An 18,935-nucleotide genomic window follows, 5' to 3' on the forward strand; every position below is an offset into this window, starting at 1 on the left:
CGCAATCGTGTCCACGCCCTTCATCCCCCTACACCACCCTTCCGGCCGTACCGGAGGGCAGTCTGCGAGAACGAGGTTAGGGGGTCAGAATTGGACGCCGATCCCCCGCCTCACGGGGTCAAAGTTGCACGCCGAAACACATACACCCACTTAGCCGACTTGGCGGCGTCCATGGCTGAGATGAAGGAGGCACATCACTTCTATCCGGTGCTGTTCTACTTCCGCTTTCGTCAGCCGTTCTATTCGGTTTCGGCACAGGCCTTCGTCGCCCTCGACACGGTGTCGCTGATCCGCAGCGGCATCGGGGGCCGTCAGGCGGCATGGCTGAAGGAGGCCGCCGCCGTCGACGCGATCTGGCGCGTCGCCATGCTGCTCGTGGTCACGCTCGAAACGACATTCTCGCGCGGAGACCTGCCGACGCCAGCCGACGTCAGCAGGGCCGAGAGCGAGGCATGGCGCACGCGCTTTGCAGAAGCTGCCAGGCAACTCTCGTCGGCGGGGATCGAGGCGACGCCCGACGGGTCAGGCGCCGAGACTTATGTCGCGCTGCGGGCTCGGTGGCAGCCACACATCGCCCGACTGGCACCGCTGATGGCTTACCACATCGACGAACTCAAACCCGGCGGAGACAAGCGCCCATGACATGCCCTCACACTGCGAGGGAGCACAGACGATGTCTGCTTCGATGCATGCGTAGTCCAGAAGCGGACGGGCGGGAAACCACCCAACCCAGTCGCAGGCGACAGTCATCCGAGTTGCCCGCAAGCAGACGTTCTCAGCTTCCGTAACGGGTCGCAAGCAGCCCCTTGCGATGAGTGCCGAGCGCTGGATTTCGACGACCACTAGGTCCGGCGCCGGCACTTTGCAGCCTCCAACGGCCGGGCTGCGCGCTCAAACCCGGCCCAGGGATCGCGATGCAAGGCGGAGAGGCGACCTGGTAGGCTGGCGACGTCGAAGCGCGCGCCGGACCCGAGCGACGGGAGCTCGTCCCAATCGACCGGGACAGATACGGGCGCCCCGGGGCGGGCCCGGGTCGAGAAGGCCGCGACGGCGGTCGCTCCCCGTTGGTTGCGCAGGTAGTCCACGTAGATCCGTCCGTCCCTGGCCTTCTTCGATACGGTCGCGATGAAGCTGCCGGGGGCGTCCTTCGCCATCTCGGACGCGATGCGCTTCACGAAAGCCTTCGCCTCGTCCCATCCGGCCTTCGGTTCGATCGGCACGACGACATGCAGCCCCTTGCCGCCGGTGGTCTTCACGAAGCTGGAGAGGCCGGCCGTCGACATCCGCTCGCGCACATCCAGGGCGCCGGCGACGATATCGGCCCACGCGACGCCGTCGCCCGGGTCGAGGTCGAAGACCAGACGGTCCGGCCGATCCGGGTCCGAGGCCCGCGCGCCCCAGGGATGGATCTCAAGGACGCTCGCCTGGACCAGGGCACGGAGGCCTTCCCGATCCTGGATCACGACCGCTTTCTCTCCGTCCACCAGCCGGATGTACCGCTCGTCGAGCCCCGCCCAGGCGTGCTTCTGGTAGAAGCAGGAGCCGAGACCGTCCGGGCACCGGAGGAGCGACAGCGGGCGGTCGATCACATGCGGCAGCATGCGGTCGGCGATCTCCGCGTAGTACGCGGCGAGCCCCTCCTTGGTCAGGCCGACGTCGGGCCAGAGCACGCGATCCGGATGCGTCAGCTTCGCGACCGCCTCCGCGGGCTTCCGCGTCCTTGCCTTCGGCAGCTTCGGCTTCGCCTCCCGGACGACCTCGTCCGGACGCACGTCGGTGCGGAGTGTCTTGAAGGACACGTGCCGGAGCTGGCCGTCGCGCGTCCAACCGCGGAACGTGACCTCGCAGACGAGCCTGGGCTCGACCCAGCAGGCGTTCCGGCGCGCCAGCGGCGGCAGCTCGGCTTCGAAGGACGGCACCGGGATGCGCAGCGGCTCCAGCTGCGTCCAGAGATCCTGAGCGACCGCGTCGCGGAAGCCGGTGCCGACCCGCCCGACATGGACGAGAGTGCCGTCCTCGTGCGTCCCGAGGATCAACGACCCCACGGATCGGTTCGCCGTGGTCGACGGCATGAAGCCGGCGACCACGAACTCCTCCGACGAACTGCACTTGATCTTGCGCCAGGCATCGGTCCGGCCCGACCGGTAGGGCGCGTCCGCCCGTTTGGCGACGATGCCTTCCAGGCCGAGCCTGCAGGCGTGGCGCGCCATGGCCTCGCCGTCGGCGGCGAGGTGCTCGCTGAACCGGATGGGGCCGCCCGGCTGGGCGTCGTCGAGGCTTTGCAGCAGCAGATCCTTGCGTTCCATCAGGGGCAGCGCGCGCAGATCCCTGCCATCGAGGTAGAGCAGATCGAAGGCGTAGAAGACCGCCGATCCGGTATCGCCAGCGGCGAGCGCCTGCTGCAGGGCGGAGAAGCTAGAGACGCCGGCCGCCGTCTCGACGACGATCTCGCCATCGACCAGGGCCGAGGGCAGCTTCATGGCCTTCAGGGCCTGGGCCGTAGGTTCGAACTTCGCGGTCCAATCCAGTCCCGAGCGCGTCAGGAGCTTCACCGAGCCGCCGTCGATGCGGGCCTGCATGCGGTAGCCGTCGTGCTTGATCTCGTACAACCACCCGTCGCCGGTGGGCACGTCGTCGACGAGTGTCGCCAGCGCCGGCTCGACGAAGGGCGGCAGGATCGCCTTGCGGGCGCTCTTGGACCGGCTCGCCGGCGGCTTCGTCTTTCGTTCCGCCACCACATCGGCGCGGGCGGCGTTATCGGCTCTCACGGCCCCGCCGTCCGCGAGATCCTGGTTGGTCCGCCCAGACAGGACCGAGGCCTCTTGCTCGACCAGGATGTCGCCGTCGCGGCGGGCGTGCTCGTCGTCGACCTTCATGAGAAGCCACGGCTGCTTCTTCTCGCCGCCGCGGCCCTTCATCCGCACGAGGTGCCAGCGGCCCGCGAGCCGCTCGCCGTGCAGGGCGAACTCGAGGTGGCCCTTCGCTAGCGCGGCGGCCGGATCGCCGACCGGCTCCCAGGCCCCGGTGTCCCAGACGATCATGGTCCCGCCGCCGTACTGGCCCTTCGGGATCGATCCTTCCCAGGCCAGGTAATCGACCGGGTGATCCTCGGTCATGACGGCGAGCCGCTTCTCGGCGGGCGACAGGCTCGGTCCGCGCGTCACGGCCCAGCTCTTCAGCACGCCGTCCATCTCCAGACGCAGGTCGTAGTGCAGGCGCCTCGCATCGTGCTTCTGGACGACGAACCGCGCCTTCGCCGCCTTGCGGCCGCGCTTCCCCTTGGGCTCGGGGGACGCCTCGAAGTCCCGCCTTTTCCGATACGGTTTGAGAAGTTCGGTCATCGTTTCCAACGAAACGGGACCGGCGGGGTCGGGTTCCTGGGCGGACCGGGACGGAGGAGCGAACGACAATACTGGGCAGGTTATCCACAGGCGTGCCTGTGGAGGAACGAGTCGAGTTGGACTCTCGTTGAACCGTCAAGCTCCCGATCGGCACACTACGGCTGCATTGACGAGCGGTAGTACTTCGACGGACACAGGAGACGGACGTGGCAGCCCGCGCCAACTGGAAAGGTCATCTTCGACTTTCACTCGTCTCCTGCGCGGTCGGACTGTATCCGGCGGTCAGCTCGTCGAGGGAGCTGAAGTGCCATACGATCAACCGCAAGACCGGCAACCGTCTCAGGCAGCTGATGGTCGACTCGTTGACCGGGCACACCGTCGAGCGTGACGATCAGGTGAAGGGCTGCGAGATCGGAAAGGACGAGCTGGTGCCGGTCGAGGACGACGAGCTCAGCGAGATCGCTCTGGAAAGCACGCACACGATCAACATCGAGGCGTTCTGCACGCGCGAGGAGGTCGACGAGCGCTACCTGGACAAGCCGTACTACCTCGCGGCCGAAGACAAGGTCTCGCGCGAGGCCTTCGCCGTCATCCGGGATGCGATGAAGAAGAAGGGCATGGCCGGGCTCGGGCGCATCGTCATCTACAAACGCGAGCGAGTGGTCCTGCTCGAACCCTACGGCAAAGGCCTGCTCGCGACGCTGCTGCGCTACCAGGACGAGGTCCGGTCGCCGACGGCCTACTTCGAGGACATGCCCGACGGCGATCCGACGGCCGAGATGCGGGCGCTCGCCGAGGAGCTGATCGCGCGCTCCACCCGGAAGTTCGATCCCTCGAAGTTCGAGGACCGCTACGAGGAGGCGCTGATCGCCCTGGTGAAGGGCAAGGCGCCGAAGCCGGCGAAGGGCAAGGCAAAGGCTGGCACGCCGAGTTCCGGCAACGTCGTGAACCTGATGGAGGCTTTGAAGCGCAGCATCGACTCCGAGAAGGGCGGTTCGCCGACGAAGGCGCGGCCGCGCAAGACGGAGACGAAGCCCTCGACGCCCGCGAGGAAGCACGTTTCGGGCAAAGCTACCGCCGGCAGGACCCGAAAGGCTGCTTGACCGGCCGTCTGTCCGGCCGGCGAACCGCCGAGGTTGTTGCGTGCTAGTCTAGGTGGGCCGTGACGTTTCCAAGGTAACGGCTGCCAGCCTGTCCATCATCGACCCAACTCGGCCGTACGATACGACGTCGTTGTTTCCGGAAAGCGGACGTAAGCCCCTGCTCTCGCGGACGGAAGGAAATGGCCGAAAGCCGCTAGCCCGCTTCGGAGAGGATCGACCAGAAAAGCGGACACGCCGTTTGCCCCACCCCGCCGATGTAGACCTACTACGCATCGCCGTAGAGCATTCGGCGAGCCCTTTTGCGTCCTCAACCGGCCCGGGGAGAGATACTATCTGTCAGCTAATTTCGGGCACCGATGGCAGCCTCCCATCGACCACCCAGTAAGGAAGGGCTGACGCCACGATGCGCACGATCGTTTATGCCGATGGCGGCTGCGACCCTAATCCAGGGCCAGGCGGTTGGGGGGTCGTCGTTGCGGCCCCGGAAGGTACGGTCGAGTTGTGCGGCGGAGAGCCCGGCACCACGACCAACAACCGCATGGAGCTGATGGCAGCGATCAAGGGCCTCGAGCATTTCCCGGCCGGGGCCGCAATCGAGATGCGGTGCGACAGCCAGTACGTCGTCAAATCCGTGACTGAGTGGATGCGCGGTTGGAAAGCGAAAGGCTGGCGCACGACGACGGGGGACGTGAAGAACGTCGACCTCATGAAGCGCCTCGACGAACTGAACGCGGCGCGGGACGTGAAATGGACCTGGGTCCGGGGGCATGCCGGCGACCGTCTCAATGAGCGCGCTGACGCTCTCGTCCACCAGGGTCGTCGCGAAGCCAAGCTTGGCAAGCTCGAGTCGCGAAACAGTGCTGCACCCATACCTGCCCCGACCGTCGCACCAGCTTCGCCGAGCCAGGGTGCCGCCTTGCGCATCGATCTTGCGCTTGGCCTCCAAGTTACTCGGGCCGCGAAGGCAGCGGGTGTCACGCCCGACGCTCTGGTCGACGATGCGATCCGCTTCTACCTCGCGATTGGGCCCAGCGAGGTCGCACGCATGCGATCGAGGTAAGCATAGTCATCCCGTCCCCGGAATCCGCTCATCCCAAGCACAAGATCGGTTCGTTCGATGCCCCGTCGCCGATGCCTGGGCTCCCGGCCGGGATGGATCCTGAACAGGGCCAGGCCGACGCCCGACGGGTTCGCTTACTTCGCAACCTGGATGTTCGGCGGACCGAGGTGCTGGAGAAAGTCCGGCTTGCCGAGGGGCACCCCGGCACTGCGCAGGATCCCGTAGGCGGTGGTCACGTGGAAGAAGAAGTTCGGAAGTGCGAATCCGGTGAGATAGGCCTGCCCCGTGAAACGGTATCCCGTGCCGTTCGGGAACTTCAACTCGACTTCGTGCTCCGCGCCCGAGGCCAAGGCAGCAGCATCGACGCTTTCAACGAAGGCGATGGTCCTCCCGCAACGCTCCTTCAGTTCGGCGAAACTGGCCTCGACATCCGGCATCGTGGGCGCCTCGATCCCGGCGATCCGCGCCACGGCGTTCTTCGCACTGTCGGAGGCCATTTGATACTGGGCCGGCAAGGGCCGCATGTCGGGGGCGAGTCGGCAGAGGAGTAAGTCGGCCTCGGGCTTTTCCGATGCCGCCTTGTCGAGCCAAGCGCTCATGTTGCGAAGCGCGTTCACGAAGACCGGGACGCTGACGTCGTGGATGCTGATGCTCATCAGGAATGGCTAAGGCACCTGCACTTTCGGCTCGGTGAGAAGGCGCACACGGCGTGAGGCCACCGTCGCGGAGTTCGTGGCGTTGAAGTCGGTCAGTGAAGGTTCGCTGAGAGAGTGTGTCATTGCAACCCATGCCAACTGTCCGGAGCGCCGTCGGTGCTTCCCCGACGTAGCCGTTCATCGACCGTGCGGTAACTTCGACTCCAAGTTGGAAGCGGCTCCTGAGGTGCCGCCCGCGAGCGGGCGTTCCATTTCGTGGCTGAGGGATCCGCGCAGATTGCCGAACATGACGGCAGCCCACCATCTCGCCTCGGCCCGGGGACGACCCATTCTCAGCCGCCTTAGCCGCGCGCGCCTCATCGCGCATACCGCGTGAAGACGAAATCGTGGTTCCTCACCCGCGCCTCGTGGCAGGCGAAGCAGGTTTGATGCTGCACCTCGTCCACCGGTTGGCCGTCGATGAAGCGGCCGAATCCCCAGCCGCCGGTCGCGGCGTAACGCTTCGCGTCCTTGACCATGACCTGCACGGTCGTGGCCCGGCCCGGCACCGTCGCCGACTCGAACTCCGCCGACGGCATCCGCTCCCAGGCCAGCTTCACTAAGACCGTCCCGTCCGGGAAGGGCAGCGTGCCGTCCCGGTAGGCCGCCACGGCGCGGTCGTTGCCGACGACCGCGCGCAACTCGTTCAGCGGGGCGTCTTCGAGCGCCGGAGCGATCAAGCGCCAGTCGCGGTAGCCATCCGGAATGGTGACGCCGTAGATCGGCGTGGCGGGCTTTCCGCTCTCGTCCACCGCCCGGGCGGCCGCGACGAGAAGGCCTGACGCGGCGCAGGCCAGGAGAAGGGCGCCGTGTCTGCGGAGACGACGGTCAGGAGGCATCGACGTCCACCACGGCCTGCGCGAAGGCCTGTGGGGCCTCCTGCGGAAGGTTGTGCCCGATGCCGCCGGTGATCGTCCGGTGCGCGTAACGCCCGGAGAACTTTCCGGCATAGGTAGCGGGGTCGGGGTGCGGGGCTCCGTTCGCGTCGCCTTCCAGCGTGATCGTCGGCACGCCGATCTTTGGCGCCTCCGCCAAGCGTGCCTCGAGCGGATCGTAGCGCCGCTCGCCGTCGGCGAGGCCCAAGCGCCAGCGGTAGTTGTGGATGACAATGCTGACGTGGTCCGGATTGTCGAAGGCCGCCGCACTCCGCGCGAAGCTGGCATCGTCGAATTGCCAGCGCGGCGACGCCGTCCGCCAGATCAGCCGGGCGAAATCCGTGCGGTTGGCCTCGTAGCCCGCACGGCCGCGGCTGGTCGCGAAGTAGAATTGATACCACCAGGAGAGCTCCGCCTTGGGCGGCAGTGGCTTCTTGCCCGCCTCCTGATTGCCGATCAGGTAGCCGCTGACCGACACCAGGGCCCGGCAACGTTCCGGCCAGAGCGCGGCGACGATGCAGGCGGTCCGGGCGCCCCAGTCGAAGCCGGCGAGAACGGCCTGACGGATGTCGAGGGCGTCCATCAGGGCGATGACGTCGACCGCAAGCGCCGCCTGCTGGCCGTTGCGCACGGCGTCAGAGGCCAGGAAGCGCGTCGTGCCGTAGCCGCGCAGGTAGGGCACGATCACCCGGTATCCCGCCGCAGCGAGGACCGGCACGACTTCCCTGAAGCTGTGAATGTCGTAGGGCCAGCCGTGGAGCAGGATCGCCGCCGGGCCGGAGGGATTGCCGGCTTCGAGATAGCCGACGCGCAGGAGGCCGGCCTCGACCGCCTTGAGCGGCCCGAACGCGGCGCCGGCGCCCGATCCCGCCTGCGCGCGCGCTGACTTGACGAGGCCGAGTTCGGCGACCGCGAGGGTGGCAGCCGCGCCGCCGAGAAGGCGGCGGCGGTTCTGGTTGATGGTTTCGGACGGCATGGGCACATCCCGCAGCTGGCGTATCGATGCGCTGGACACTACTCTCACCGGCCGCGAGCCGCTTTCAGATGCCGTGGAGTTACCCTTCAGGACCTCTTGATTTTCGGCGCTGCACGGCCCTGCTGAGCCGGCCTGATCGCTGAGGCGGCCGCGTGATCTACCAGTTCGAGCCCTTCACCCTCGACACCGCCCGGCGCGAGCTCAGGGAGAGGGGCAACCTCGTCGCCCTCGAACCGCAGGTCTTCGATATCCTCGCCCATCTCATCGCGGCCCGCGATCGCGTGGTCAGCCGCGACGATCTGCTGGAGGCGGTCTGGCACGGCCGCATCGTGTCGGAGGCGACGATCAGCAGCCGGCTGAACGCCGCGCGCGCGGCGGTCGGTGACACGGGCCTCGACCAGCGCCTGATCCGCACGCTCCCGCGCAAGGGCGTGCGCTTCGTCGCCACGGTGCAGGAGTTGGCGGAGCTCCCGCCCGAGCCGATGGCGGAGACGGGACCCGACGCCGGCTCCGCCTGGCGCGCGGGATCGCGATTGCCGGCCGTCGCGGTCCTGCCCTTCACGAACATGAGCGGTGAGCCCGAGCAGGACTATTTCGCGGACGGGATCTGCGAGGAGATCATCACGGCTCTGTCGCGCATGAGCGGCCTGTTCGTGATCGCCCGCAACTCCTCCTTTGCCTACAAGGGCAAGGCGATCGACGTGCGCCGGGTCGGCGAGGAGCTCGGCGTCGGCTACGTGCTCGAGGGAAGCGTGCGCCGCAGCCGCGACCGGCTGCGCATTGCGGGGCAGCTCGTCGATGCTGCCTCGGGCGCCCACCTCTGGTCGGACCGGTTCGACGGTGACCTGCAGGACGTTTTCGAGCTGCAGGAGCGGGTCGCCGACAGCGTCGCTGCTGCGATCGAGCCGACCCTGCAGCAGGCCGAGATCGGTCGCCTCGGCCGCACGGCCCCCTCTCGGCTCGATGCCTACGAGCTTCTGCTGCGGGCCAACGCCCACATGTCCGAGTTCACCGGCGCCGGGATGGGCGAGGCCCTGACCTGCCTGGGCGAGGCCCTGATCGTCGAACCGGGTTATGCCCCCGCGATGGCCGCGACAGCCTATTGCCGCGCGCAGTGCCACTTCCAGGGCTGGGCCGAACAGGACGACCAGGCCCGCACCGAGGCCGTCGACCTGGCTTGGCAGGCGGTCGAGCTCGCGCCTGGCGACGCGCAGGTGCTGTGGATGGCCGCCTTCGCGATCTGGAACATGGCCGTGAGCGGGCGTGAGCGGGCGCGGGACATCTTCCGCCGCTCGCTGCTCCTCAACCCGAACTCCGCGATGGCGTTGACGCTCGCGGGCTGGATCGAGGCGATGTGCGGCAATGGCAGCGAGGGCCGCAGCATGGTGGTCCGCGCGCAGCAGCTCAACCCGCGTGATCCGCGCGGCTGGCTGATGTCCGGCGTGATGGCAGTCGCCGATTTGATCGACGAGAACGACACCGGTGCGATCGGTTGGGCCGAATTGGCCCTCGGGCAGAACCGCCGTTTCGCCGTGGCCCTGCGCGTGCTCGCGGTCGCCAATGTTAGGCTCGGGCGGGTGGATCGCGCACGGGCGGCTGTCGACGACCTGCTCGCCATCGAGCCGACCCTGACGATCTCGGGCTTCTTCGCCCGCATCCCCTTTCCGCTGGAGAGGACGGCGAAGATCTACGCCGAAGCTCTGGCGATCGCGGGCCTACCGGCCTGATCGCCAAACGAGCCTGAGCCGACATGCAATGGTCTACAAAGGGCGTCCAACATTGGTCGGATCGCACCCGAATCGAAAACGCCCGAACGGATCGATCCGACGTTCGACAATCAGATCATCCGGCCATCTGAAATGGGTCGACACCGGACGGTCAGCCCCCCTGAACTGAACGTCCGCTTCTGGGCGTAGAGCCTACTTCCGATACTGGCGCGATCCAAAGACGCAATCCAACCGTTGCTACGTCTGCTTCAGAGCATTCCTAGAAACGGGCGAAATGACCGAGATGGGCGCAGAGTTGAATGTCGGCTTTCAGGCAAGGTCTTGTAACCGTTCAACACTTGTTTCAGCATCCGCAGTCGGTCATCAGACGTCAGATTTGGCACACTAGGAATTGCGTAATGCTCATCGCCCTTGCCATATCGACCGGGGTCTCCGCTGTGTTCACACTGGGCGGCTTGGTAATTACCCGTGCTGGCGGTTATGCCGGCCAGACTACCGTGATCCTGATCGCGGTCGCTACTGGGCTCGGGGTGCTGGCACTGATCGGCGGCCTCACCCGCCTCGATGCGGGAGGGGCGGCTGTCTCGCAAGCCGAGGCCCGCCCCGATTACGGGATGAGCTGGCGACCGCCAGCGCCAGATCCGGTGGAGCGCTGAAGGCTCGGCCCCGACCACTGCCGGCCGCGACCGGAGGACTTCGGAGCGCTACCCTTTCGGCGGCGTGGCAGAGGAGGTACGTGGAACGGGCCATGCAAGCGGGTGTTGGCCTGCTGACACAGAGCGGAAGCGCTGCAGGTAGATATGTACCGCGCCTTTCGGGAGCGGATACCATGATACGTCAGCTGGTTAGCACCGCCTTGCTGCTTGTCGGCGTCGCAGGGCAGGCCGTGGGTGAGCCCGCCGAACGGCAGAGCCCGCGACCTGCAACGGTCGAGACTGGGTGGGCGGGTGCGCTTGACGGCACTTGGCACTGGAGGCTGCCGGATACGCCTAACGGCCTTCACCCGACCCAGAGTTGGCACGCCACAGGGTCTGCGCCAGACGGCAGTGTCTACGTCGGCGGTATGGATCACGCGACGAACGCAGCCCTCTACCGCATCGACCCACAGGGGGGTACCCTGCGGTATGTCGGGGATGCGCGCTCAGCCTCGGAGGCCGCACACAACTGGTTGCCTGGCGAGACGGCGCAGAAGTTTCACACACGACCGCTCTGGCACAACGGCAAGATCTACGTCGCGACCATGGACCGGTCGGATCTTAACGCAGGCTACCTCGAACGTCGTGGCTTCCACTGGTACGCCTATGATCCTGCGCACGACAGCTTCACGGATCTGAGCGCCTCCGAGCCAGGCGGCAGTGCCGTGCCCCATGGCAATCCCGTCACCCTCGTGTCTGATCCGATCCGCAACGTCATCTACGGCGCGGGCGTGCCTACTGGTGCGATCTACCGGTACGACGTCTTGACCGGACGCACCAAGGACCTCGGCCGCCCGGCCTCCTACAAGCAGCCCTACGTCTACACGGGGCGGGTGATGTGGGTCGACGCGCGCGGCCGCCTCTATTTCACGGCCAGCAACTGGGACGAGCCAGGGGTGCATGACCATGTGCACTACTATGACCCGGAGACCGGCTTCGGCGAAGAGAAGGGCTGGCTACTGCAGGACGGCATGGCCCTGGAAACGGGGCAATGCACAGACGGGGGGAAACGGTGCGTGTTCGGCGACGATCGCGGTCACGTCTACCGCTTCGATCAGGACGCACATTCCTGGACGTACCTGGGCCAAATCGAAACAGGGAAGAAGGCGGGCTGGGGTGGCGTCGAGTTCTGGCTCTTCGCAGTGAAACCCGACGGCAAGAGCGCCTACGTTGGCACCAGCACCTCACCACGACCAAGCGAGGACACAGCCCTCTACCTATTCGATTTCGGGACCGGCCAGACGCGGCGTCTTTGCGCAATGACCGAGTTGGATCCAGCCTTGGCTCATCTTCACGTCCACACTGGGTTCAATGCTTGGGACGCGGATGGGCGTTTCTACTTTGCTAGCTTCGACGGAAGCCCTGACCATGGCGTGATCGTCACCCGCATCGATCCAATGCGCCTCGAGGCAGCATTAGCTAGCAGCACAGGGGCGGTCAGATAGGTCGGCCGGCACACTCCCTGGATCATCAGCCCGGGGAGCGATGTGCAAACGGCACGGACTTCGACACAGGACCGCCCACCGAGATACGGGGCTTACCGTGCCCAGCGCCCGAGACGCCGTTTCCACCGCTCGCCAGGTGCGAGGTTCGGCTCTGGCTTAATCTTGAGGGAGCGAAGCGCTGGCGCGAGAGCCGCCACAGCGTAATCTTCCGCGGGCAGCGGCACAGCGGCTACCGAGGGCGGGGAAGCAGGCGCAGCATCAGCCAGATCTTCGAATGACGCGCACGGGGCGGGGGCGGTCTTGCGAGGCCGGCCGCGCGGACGCTTCATGCGGATCTCATCAGCGACCGGCACCAGCTCGACCTCGATCTCGGCCGCCTCGGGTACGATGAGGCTGGGCAGGACGCGACGCTGCTCTGGGACCGGTGCTGGCGGTTCGGGAGAGACGACCGTGCTGAACCACGGTGAGGTGACTGCTGACGGAGTCGAGCGCCGAGGGATGATGGTCGCATGCCGACGATCGGTGGACTTGATCTCGACGGTGAACGAGCGCCGTGAATCTCTGCGCATATGGGTCCGAAACTGTCATGCCGATCCAAGTCGGCTGTAGCGGTCAGGCTGAGCATGCGGAGCTTAACGAAGCGATACCGTCGCCTATGGAATCGGCGACCGATTGGATAGCTCGTTAAGTCCAGCTTGGGTTGGAGCGTGGGTAGCATTCGTTCGCCGCCCACGTCCTGGATCCGCCTACAGCCTGAATCGATAGGCTGTAGGCGCCGAGCACCCTCACTCAGCCGCGACGGCCGCTGAAGCCTTCTTGCGGCCCTTGGTGGGCTTCGCTGCCGGCTCTGCAGCCTTCTTCGATCGGCCAGCCTTCTTCGGCGTCTCGGTGATGGTCTCGTCGGTGTGGGCAGTCTTCGCCGCTGCCTTCCGCCGCTGCTGACCCAGACCAAGGCTCTTGGCGAGCGCAGAGCGCTGCGCCGAGTAGCTCGCAGCCGTGGAGGGGTAATCCTTCGGCAAGCCGAAGCGCTCGCGGTATTGCTCGATCGTCATGCCGTTGCCGCTGAGGTGCCGCTTCAGCGTCTTGTACGGCTTGCCGTCGATGAAGCTCACCAGTGCGTCGTCCTTCACGGACTTGCGGATTTGCGCAGGCGTGGGCTTCTCGACCACCGACGCCTCAGGTGCACCACCCTGGCCGAGACCGGACAGGGCCGAGTAGACCCCAGAAAGCAGGGCGGGGAGTTCGGCAACCGGAACGCTGTTGTTCGATACGTAAGCCGCCACGATGTCGGCGCTCAGCTCGATATGGTTATTCTGCGGGGCGAGTAAGTTCTCGGACATATCGTGATCCTTTCATGCTCAATCACACGAACGATCCCAAACGGCCCGGAAGTCAAGAGATGGAAACGTACTATTTGATATCGGATGCGTTTTATTCAGATATATTCCCATTCGGAGTGTGGAAAATCAGCTTTCCATTCTAAGGCCCGCTTACGCTGCTGCGCCGGACTCCGAGGTTATTCTAAGCCGAGCGCTTTGCAGCTGCGCGGCGGGCGATACCGATGGAGGCTGTCAGCGTCATCTCCCAGCAATGTCGCTCCAGCCTCGCGCCGATCAGGTTCTTTGCGCGAATTGGCCTCGACATCGGGCTGGCGTCCGCTCGCGTCTTGTGGCCCTTCCAGACCCGACCTAGCGTCTGCCCGGCGAAGCCTTGGAGCTGGACGTCAACGGAGCGATCGGCGATGGCAGCCCACTCGGCGTTGATCGGGAAGGCCGGCGAGATGATGGTGGCGGCCGAGCTCATGCGCCGTGGCGTTGAGGTCGCCCAGCCCCATTCCGATGTCGGCGTAGATCTGCTGGCCTACCGCCTCGAGCCGGGCTCGACCGTGCCGAGCCGCATCGTGCCGGTCCAGGTCAAATCAGCCTCGAACGTTGCCTTCAACTTCCACAAGAGCTGGCTCACGAAGTCGACCAACCTCGTGCTCGTGTGGCGGCTCGAAACCTTGCCCGAGTTCTACATCTTCGACTCGCTGGCGAGGATCGAGGAGGCGCTCGGCGCCACGTTCAGCGCGTCCAAGTCCTGGGCCGAAAACGGGGTCTACGCGGTGACCAGCCCGGGCGCTGCCGTGCTGGAGCGGATGACCCCGCATCGTGATCGGTGGGATCGCATAATCGGGCAGCTGTGAGCGCGGCTGGAAGTCCGATTACCCGCGCGCCGCCCGCCAGCCGGCCGCCCTCGCCTCGTCTTCGCTGCAAAACATCCTCTCACCGGAGCCGGTGTTGATCGCGGTGCGATCGTAGTCCCAAGACCCGGGCAGGTGATAGATCTTGTCGCCCTTCCGCGAGATGTTGCCCTTGATCGAGCAGGTGGTCTGCGCAGGCGCCGGCGCTGCTACCGCAGGCTTCTCCATCTCGGGTCGGGTTTCGATGCCCCCGGCACGCTTGGCACGCCTCCAGTCCGAGGGTGGGTCGAATGTGCCGGCCCAGAGTCCGCGCTTGGCAGCCCTCGCCGTCGTCTCGGCCGGGACGTAGTCGTGGGAATACCGCTGGTAGGCTGTGGCGTAGCCCTGCTGGACCAGCCAAGCGTTCAGATCCTCGGCGCCCTTCCTGCAGACCGCGACGGTGCGCCCGTAGCGATCCGTATCCCGCGGCTCACAGGAGATCGGTGCCTCGCCGATGCGGTCGGCCAGCGCCAGCGCCGCCCGCTGGCCGCAGCGGTAATCCTTGGCCGCCGCGTCCTGGCAGAGCTGCGCGCTCTCCGGCGCGTCAATGCCGAACAGGCGGATACGGGTCCCGTGGATCATCACGGTGTCGCCATCCGTGACGGTGGCGCGACCAGTAATAGGCTCGGCAGCCAGAGCGGGACCGCTGAGCAGCAGGAGGGCAACGAGGGCGTGGCGCATTCCGAAGCGATAGCCGATCTACAGCTCCCGGCAATCGGATAGCGTCGAATCGACTACCCTGAGTTGGTACTGAGCAGTTACGAAAACCGATCCGGGGCATGCACGATCCTATGCCCGACCGCCCCAAACCCATGGCCGGTGCGGCGCAGTGGCGGGGTTCTTTGCGCCGGCGTCTGGGGTATGTCCGATGCGATTTCAGACTCCCCCGAGTTCGAGGTCACAACCGTCGCCCGCCCGGTTCGCCGGCGCGGGCTTTTTCGTGTCGCGATCCCGACCCGGGACGACCGGCCGAGACGACCAGCACGGCACGGTAACCGCCCAGCCCCATCCTGCCTTCCGAGTCGCGTCGCGTATCGGCTCTCGTTGGTGAGATTGTCGACCTCCTCCGCCAGCCTGTGATCAAATCGGGCGGCGTGACTGCGGCGGAAGACTTCTAATATAAAACGATCTTGCGACGCCTCCTACTCGCGCTTCAACTCACCTGGCCAAGCGGGAGCTTCGGATCATGCCTCCCTGCGCGCGTTCCAGAATACGAACTGATCCTCGACAACATCGCGAATATCGCGCCGGTAGGCGGTTCGATAGAAGTACTGTCCGGTCGGCAGGTACGGCACCTGTGTCATGGCCACCGCCTGTAGGTCACGCGCGATCGTCTGCCGACCGGCATCGTCGGGGGCCTCGATCCAGGCCTCGCGTAAGCTCTCGATCTCCGGGATGTCCGGCCAGCCGAAAAAGCCCTTCTGGCCGCCGCAGCGCAGGACCTGCTCGCCGACCGGATTGCTCATGTCGAGACCGGTCCAGGTGGTATTGAAGATGTTCCAGCCGCCCTGGTCGGGAGGCGCCTTGCTGGCACGGCGTGTGACCAGGGTGCCCCAATCGGAAACGACGTATTGCACGTTCATCCCGAGGCGCTTGAGCAGGTCGTTCATCACCTCCCCGAGCGCCCCGAGGACGGGATTGTCGCTTGCCGACATCAGCACCACCGGTTCGCCCTTGTAGCCGGCCGCGATCAGGTCCCTCTTCGAACGCTCAATGTCACGCGCACGCATCAGCACGTCGAGGCCCGCATCGTTGGCCATGGGCGTTTCCGGCGTGAAAAGCCCGACACCGGTGCGCCAGAGCTTCCGATCGTCGCCGCCAGCCGCGGCCATGAAATCCTCCTGCGACAAAGCTTCGAGCACCACGCGGCGGATCGCCGGTTTGTCGAAGGGCGGGTAGAGGTGGTTCAGCACCGCAGTGCCGAGATTACCGAGGCGGCTGGCAAGCTGCGTCACGATCTGTGGGCTGCGTTGGAGCGTCGGTAGCAGATCGTTGATCGGGTTCTCCCACCAATCGACTTCGCCGTTCTGGAGTGCTGCGGCGGCGGTGCCGGGATCGGGCATGACATGCCACTCGACGCGCTCGAAATGAACCCGCTTCGGGCCCGCGGCCCAGGATACGGCGCCATCCGCGCGCGGCTGATAATCGGGATTGCGGTCATAGACCACGCGGGCGCCGACCAGCCGCTCTTTCGTGTTGAAGCGGAACGGACCGGAGCCGATCACCTCCGGGATCTGCTGGGCCGGATCGGTCATGGCCAAGCGCTCGGGCATGATCACAAGTGCCGGTGGACCCAGCTTGGCCAGGGTCTCCAGCATCAGTCCGTAGGGGCGCTTGAGGCGAATGACAAAGCTGCGGTCGTCAGGTGTGGTCATGGCGTCGGTACGCGCCACAAGCGCCTGGCCGAGGCTATCGCGCTGGGCCCAGCGCCGGATCGACGCGATGCAGTCCCGGCCCCGCACCAGCTCGCCATCGTGAAATTTCAGCCCGTCCCGGAGCCGGAAGGTCCAGAGTTTGCCGTCATCCTCGACGGTATGACCCTCTACCATCTGCGGCTGGGGCTTCAGTTGCGCATCGAGCCCGTAGAGCTGGTCGAACACCATGAGGGCATGGTGGCGGGTGATGTAGGCGGTAGTGGTGACGGGATCGACGATGGTCAGGTCGGATTGTGGGACGAAGCGCAGCACGCTGGCCCGCCCAGCCTGCGCCAGGGCGGACCGGGCGGACAAGAACGGCGTGGTGCCGGCCGCGGCCACGCCGCCGAGGAAGGTTCGTCGCAGCATGGTGTCAGGCTCCAGACACGGGGTGACACCAAACCGGACTGCAAGAGCCGTTCCCCATACGCACTGGCGCGGCACATGCCTGCATGTCGATGGCGTGAAGATCTGCCACTACCGATAGGAGACTGGGCGTGACGCAGGGGACCGAGCCGTACTACCCCGCGGGGACTTGGGGAGGCGTGGATCCTGAGGCTGCCGGCTTTGATCCCACGGCGCTGGCCGGAGCGGTTGCCTATGCCGAAGCGAACGAGAGCACTTGGCCGAGGAGCCTCTACTACCCTGACGGACGCTATGTTGGTTTGGTCGAGTGGAACGAGCGCGGGCCGTGGAGCGACATCGTCGGGCCAGTACAGCCACGGGGCGGCCCGGCCGGGGTGATTCTGAAGGGCGGTCGGCGCGTCGCGGCCTGGGGCGATACGCGGCGTCCAGACATGACCTTCTCTATCGCCAAGAGTTACTTGGCGGTGCTGGCCGGACTCGCGCATGATGACGGGCTGATTCCGGACGTAGATGCACCCGTAAGAGACAGCGTCCCGGATCCGCTGCTCAATGGTTCGCAGAATGGCTCGATCACTTGGCGCCATCTGCTGCAGCAATCCAGCGAGTGGCAGGGCACGCTGTTCGGCAAGTCCGACCAGGTCGATCACTTCCGCCAGATCGGTCCTGGGGCAGACAACCGCCGCAAGGGTGAGCGCCGTGCACTTCATGCGCCGGGTAGCTATTACGAGTACAACGACGTGCGGGTGAACCTGCTCGCGTACTGCTTGATGCGCCTTTTCCGCTGCGCATTGCCGGAGGTCCTGCGCACGCGGATCTTCGATCCGATCGGCGCGTCCCACGACTGGGCATGGCACGGCTACGACAATGCCTGGGTCGAAATCGACGGTGCTCGGATCCAGTCCGTACCAGGAGGCGGCCACTGGGGCGGCGGCCTGTTCATCGGCTCGGACGACCACGCGCGCTTCGGACTCCTCATCGCTCGCGGTGGCATCTGGGCAGGGCGCCGGCTTTTGTCGGAGCGGTGGATACGCGCGATGCTGGCTCCGTCACCCACGCTCTCGAATTACGGCTACCTGTGGTGGCTGAACCGCGGGCTGACGGCCAAGCCTGAACTGTCGGCTACCTCGTTCAGTGCCCTCGGTGCAGGCAACAACGTGATCTGGGCCGATCCCGATCGAGATCTTGTCGTAGTCCTACGTTGGATCGACAAGAGCGCGCTCGATGATTTCCTACGCCGCCTCGTCGAAGCTGTGCGGGCTTAATCGATCATCGCAAGCTGATATGGATGGAGCGCACTCACAGTTCGTTTCCACTCTTGGCCTTTTCATCGGACTTATCTGCGACCGCATCGGCTTGGTGGAGTTCCGAAGCAGTTAGGTCGGAGGCCATTCCGGGAATCACCGCGAGCAGCCCTGACACATCGAACACATGGCTGAGATGGCCACATCATCATGGCTCGCCCGGTCCCGCACACCCGATCAGTGTTGATCCGTGGAGCCATCATGGACAGAGTGAGCGTGGGTCAGAAGGGGCTGACTGCGTGATATGACTGGACGCGCATCGTGAACCGTCCCGCCGGGCGATCGAAGGCGAAGGAACGTCTGAAATGAGCGATGCCGACGCCCAGCCACAAGAGCTAGACGAGATCCTCCGTTTAGTGACGGTGCTCGCCGAGCAATTGCTGGCGTTGGAGATCATCGACGAGAAGGATTGGTCGACGGTCTGGGATGAACAGTTCCCGACCCCTGAGAACGCCTGTCGCGCCTTCTACGCGGCGGCTGACGAGGAGGGGATGGCATCGTTCGTGGGCGACTCCGGGCCGACGGTTCACTGACCCTATCCCCCCTTGTGGAAGAAGCGCTGAAAGCGAACAGGTCCTAGCACTACTTTGGCAGTTTGACTTCAGGGTGGCAGATTGAGAACGGCGTCACAGTGCGGGCATCGCCGCGGTGGTGGCTGACTGAGGTGATCCAGGATGGCTTGGCGGATCGCCGGCATCGATGGCTGGGGCGGCGGG

General features: G+C 65.8%; 16 protein-coding genes. 9 read left to right on the forward strand and 7 right to left on the reverse strand.

Annotation, left to right across the window (positions count from 1 at the left end; translation table 11 throughout):
- The first annotated feature begins 171 nt into the window (after positions 1-171).
- Positions 172-642: a hypothetical protein gene (locus MKL20_RS05315; protein WP_244035816.1), complete on the forward strand. Its 471-nt coding sequence runs from the start codon at positions 172-174 to the stop codon at positions 640-642.
- A 200-nt stretch (positions 643-842) separates the two neighbouring features.
- On the opposite strand, the gene ligD is transcribed toward MKL20_RS05315, so the two are convergent.
- On the reverse strand, positions 843-3,341 hold the full coding sequence (gene ligD, locus MKL20_RS05320) for a DNA ligase D (protein WP_244035817.1): 2,499 nt from the start codon (positions 3,339-3,341) through the stop codon (positions 843-845).
- 206 nt (positions 3,342-3,547) lie between these two features.
- Between ligD and MKL20_RS05325 the strand changes: the two genes are divergently transcribed.
- Positions 3,548-4,444, forward strand: coding sequence for a Ku protein (locus MKL20_RS05325; RefSeq protein WP_244035818.1), 897 nt, complete (start codon positions 3,548-3,550; stop codon positions 4,442-4,444).
- Positions 4,445-4,847: 403 nt separating this feature from the next.
- Complete coding sequence (gene rnhA / locus MKL20_RS05330; RefSeq protein WP_244035819.1) at positions 4,848-5,504, forward strand: ribonuclease HI; 657 nt, start codon at positions 4,848-4,850, stop codon at positions 5,502-5,504.
- Between the two features lie 134 nt (positions 5,505-5,638).
- Here the strand turns inward: rnhA and MKL20_RS05335 are convergent, their stop codons facing one another.
- The 3 genes from MKL20_RS05335 to MKL20_RS05345 all read right to left on the reverse strand — a co-directional run bounded on the left by MKL20_RS05335 (position 5,639) and on the right by MKL20_RS05345 (position 8,050).
- Positions 5,639-6,160, reverse strand: coding sequence for a DUF1993 family protein (locus MKL20_RS05335; protein ID WP_244035820.1), 522 nt, complete (start codon positions 6,158-6,160; stop codon positions 5,639-5,641).
- A 356-nt stretch (positions 6,161-6,516) separates the two neighbouring features.
- Positions 6,517-7,038, reverse strand: a complete 522-nt coding sequence (locus MKL20_RS05340) for a cytochrome P460 family protein (RefSeq protein WP_244035821.1) — start codon at positions 7,036-7,038, stop codon at positions 6,517-6,519.
- Positions 7,028-8,050, reverse strand: a complete 1,023-nt coding sequence (locus MKL20_RS05345) for an alpha/beta hydrolase (protein ID WP_244035822.1) — start codon at positions 8,048-8,050, stop codon at positions 7,028-7,030. Before MKL20_RS05345 ends, MKL20_RS05340 begins: the two co-directional genes overlap by 11 nt.
- 152 nt (positions 8,051-8,202) lie before the next feature.
- Here MKL20_RS05345 and MKL20_RS05350 point away from each other — a divergent pair, with 152 nt between their 5' ends.
- The 3 genes from MKL20_RS05350 (at position 8,203) to MKL20_RS05360 (ending at position 11,917) form a co-directional block, all read left to right on the forward strand.
- Complete coding sequence (locus MKL20_RS05350) at positions 8,203-9,777, forward strand: winged helix-turn-helix domain-containing tetratricopeptide repeat protein (protein WP_244035823.1); 1,575 nt, start codon at positions 8,203-8,205, stop codon at positions 9,775-9,777.
- 398 nt (positions 9,778-10,175) lie between these two features.
- Complete coding sequence (locus tag MKL20_RS05355; protein ID WP_244035824.1) at positions 10,176-10,433, forward strand: hypothetical protein; 258 nt, start codon at positions 10,176-10,178, stop codon at positions 10,431-10,433.
- A 173-nt stretch (positions 10,434-10,606) separates the two neighbouring features.
- Positions 10,607-11,917 (forward strand): SMP-30/gluconolactonase/LRE family protein, encoded by a 1,311-nt coding sequence (locus tag MKL20_RS05360; protein WP_244035825.1) that lies wholly within the window; start codon positions 10,607-10,609, stop codon positions 11,915-11,917.
- 785 nt (positions 11,918-12,702) lie between these two features.
- Here MKL20_RS05360 and MKL20_RS05365 read toward each other — a convergent pair.
- On the reverse strand, positions 12,703-13,257 hold the full coding sequence (locus tag MKL20_RS05365; RefSeq protein WP_244035826.1) for a MucR family transcriptional regulator: 555 nt from the start codon (positions 13,255-13,257) through the stop codon (positions 12,703-12,705).
- A gap of 221 nt (positions 13,258-13,478) precedes the next feature.
- On the opposite strand from MKL20_RS05365, the gene MKL20_RS05370 reads away from it, so the two are divergent.
- Positions 13,479-14,102, forward strand: coding sequence for a hypothetical protein (locus MKL20_RS05370; protein WP_244035827.1), 624 nt, complete (start codon positions 13,479-13,481; stop codon positions 14,100-14,102).
- An 18-nt stretch (positions 14,103-14,120) separates the two neighbouring features.
- On the opposite strand, the gene MKL20_RS05375 is transcribed toward MKL20_RS05370, so the two are convergent.
- A complete protein-coding gene (locus tag MKL20_RS05375) occupies positions 14,121-14,819 on the reverse strand; it encodes a thermonuclease family protein (RefSeq protein WP_244035828.1) in 699 nt (232 codons plus the stop codon).
- A gap of 503 nt (positions 14,820-15,322) precedes the next feature.
- Entirely contained in the window at positions 15,323-16,921 is a 1,599-nt protein-coding gene (locus MKL20_RS05380) for an ABC transporter substrate-binding protein (protein WP_279594547.1), read from the reverse strand.
- A 128-nt stretch (positions 16,922-17,049) separates the two neighbouring features.
- Between MKL20_RS05380 and MKL20_RS05385 the strand changes: the two genes are divergently transcribed.
- Both MKL20_RS05385 and MKL20_RS05390 read left to right on the forward strand, forming a co-directional pair.
- Positions 17,050-18,180, forward strand: a complete 1,131-nt coding sequence (locus MKL20_RS05385) for a serine hydrolase domain-containing protein (RefSeq protein ID WP_244035830.1) — start codon at positions 17,050-17,052, stop codon at positions 18,178-18,180.
- A 344-nt stretch (positions 18,181-18,524) separates the two neighbouring features.
- A complete protein-coding gene (locus MKL20_RS05390) occupies positions 18,525-18,752 on the forward strand; it encodes a hypothetical protein (protein WP_244035831.1) in 228 nt (75 codons plus the stop codon).
- Positions 18,753-18,935 lie beyond the last annotated feature (183 nt).

The sequence above is a fragment of the Methylobacterium sp. E-066 genome, from assembly GCF_022829635.1.
Lineage (GTDB): Bacteria > Pseudomonadota > Alphaproteobacteria > Rhizobiales > Beijerinckiaceae > Methylobacterium.

Bases quoted from the DNA above. Each gene is read 5' to 3' on its own strand.
- ligD (WP_244035817.1), bottom strand. From the start codon at position 3,341: ATGACCGAACTTCTCAAACCGTATCGGAAAAGGCGGGACTTCGAGGCG.
- MKL20_RS05355 (WP_244035824.1), top strand. From the start codon at position 10,176: ATGCTCATCGCCCTTGCCATATCGACCGGGGTCTCCGCTGTGTTCACA.
- MKL20_RS05375 (WP_244035828.1), bottom strand. From the start codon at position 14,819: ATGCGCCACGCCCTCGTTGCCCTCCTGCTGCTCAGCGGTCCCGCTCTG.
- MKL20_RS05360 (WP_244035825.1), top strand. From the start codon at position 10,607: ATGATACGTCAGCTGGTTAGCACCGCCTTGCTGCTTGTCGGCGTCGCA.
- MKL20_RS05340 (WP_244035821.1), bottom strand. From the start codon at position 7,038: ATGCCTCCTGACCGTCGTCTCCGCAGACACGGCGCCCTTCTCCTGGCC.
- MKL20_RS05315 (WP_244035816.1), top strand. From the start codon at position 172: ATGGCTGAGATGAAGGAGGCACATCACTTCTATCCGGTGCTGTTCTAC.
- MKL20_RS05380 (WP_279594547.1), bottom strand. From the start codon at position 16,921: ATGCTGCGACGAACCTTCCTCGGCGGCGTGGCCGCGGCCGGCACCACG.
- MKL20_RS05365 (WP_244035826.1), bottom strand. From the start codon at position 13,257: ATGTCCGAGAACTTACTCGCCCCGCAGAATAACCATATCGAGCTGAGC.
- MKL20_RS05345 (WP_244035822.1), bottom strand. From the start codon at position 8,050: ATGCCGTCCGAAACCATCAACCAGAACCGCCGCCGCCTTCTCGGCGGC.
- MKL20_RS05335 (WP_244035820.1), bottom strand. From the start codon at position 6,160: ATGAGCATCAGCATCCACGACGTCAGCGTCCCGGTCTTCGTGAACGCG.
- rnhA (WP_244035819.1), top strand. From the start codon at position 4,848: ATGCGCACGATCGTTTATGCCGATGGCGGCTGCGACCCTAATCCAGGG.
- MKL20_RS05390 (WP_244035831.1), top strand. From the start codon at position 18,525: ATGAGCGATGCCGACGCCCAGCCACAAGAGCTAGACGAGATCCTCCGT.
- MKL20_RS05370 (WP_244035827.1), top strand. From the start codon at position 13,479: ATGGAGGCTGTCAGCGTCATCTCCCAGCAATGTCGCTCCAGCCTCGCG.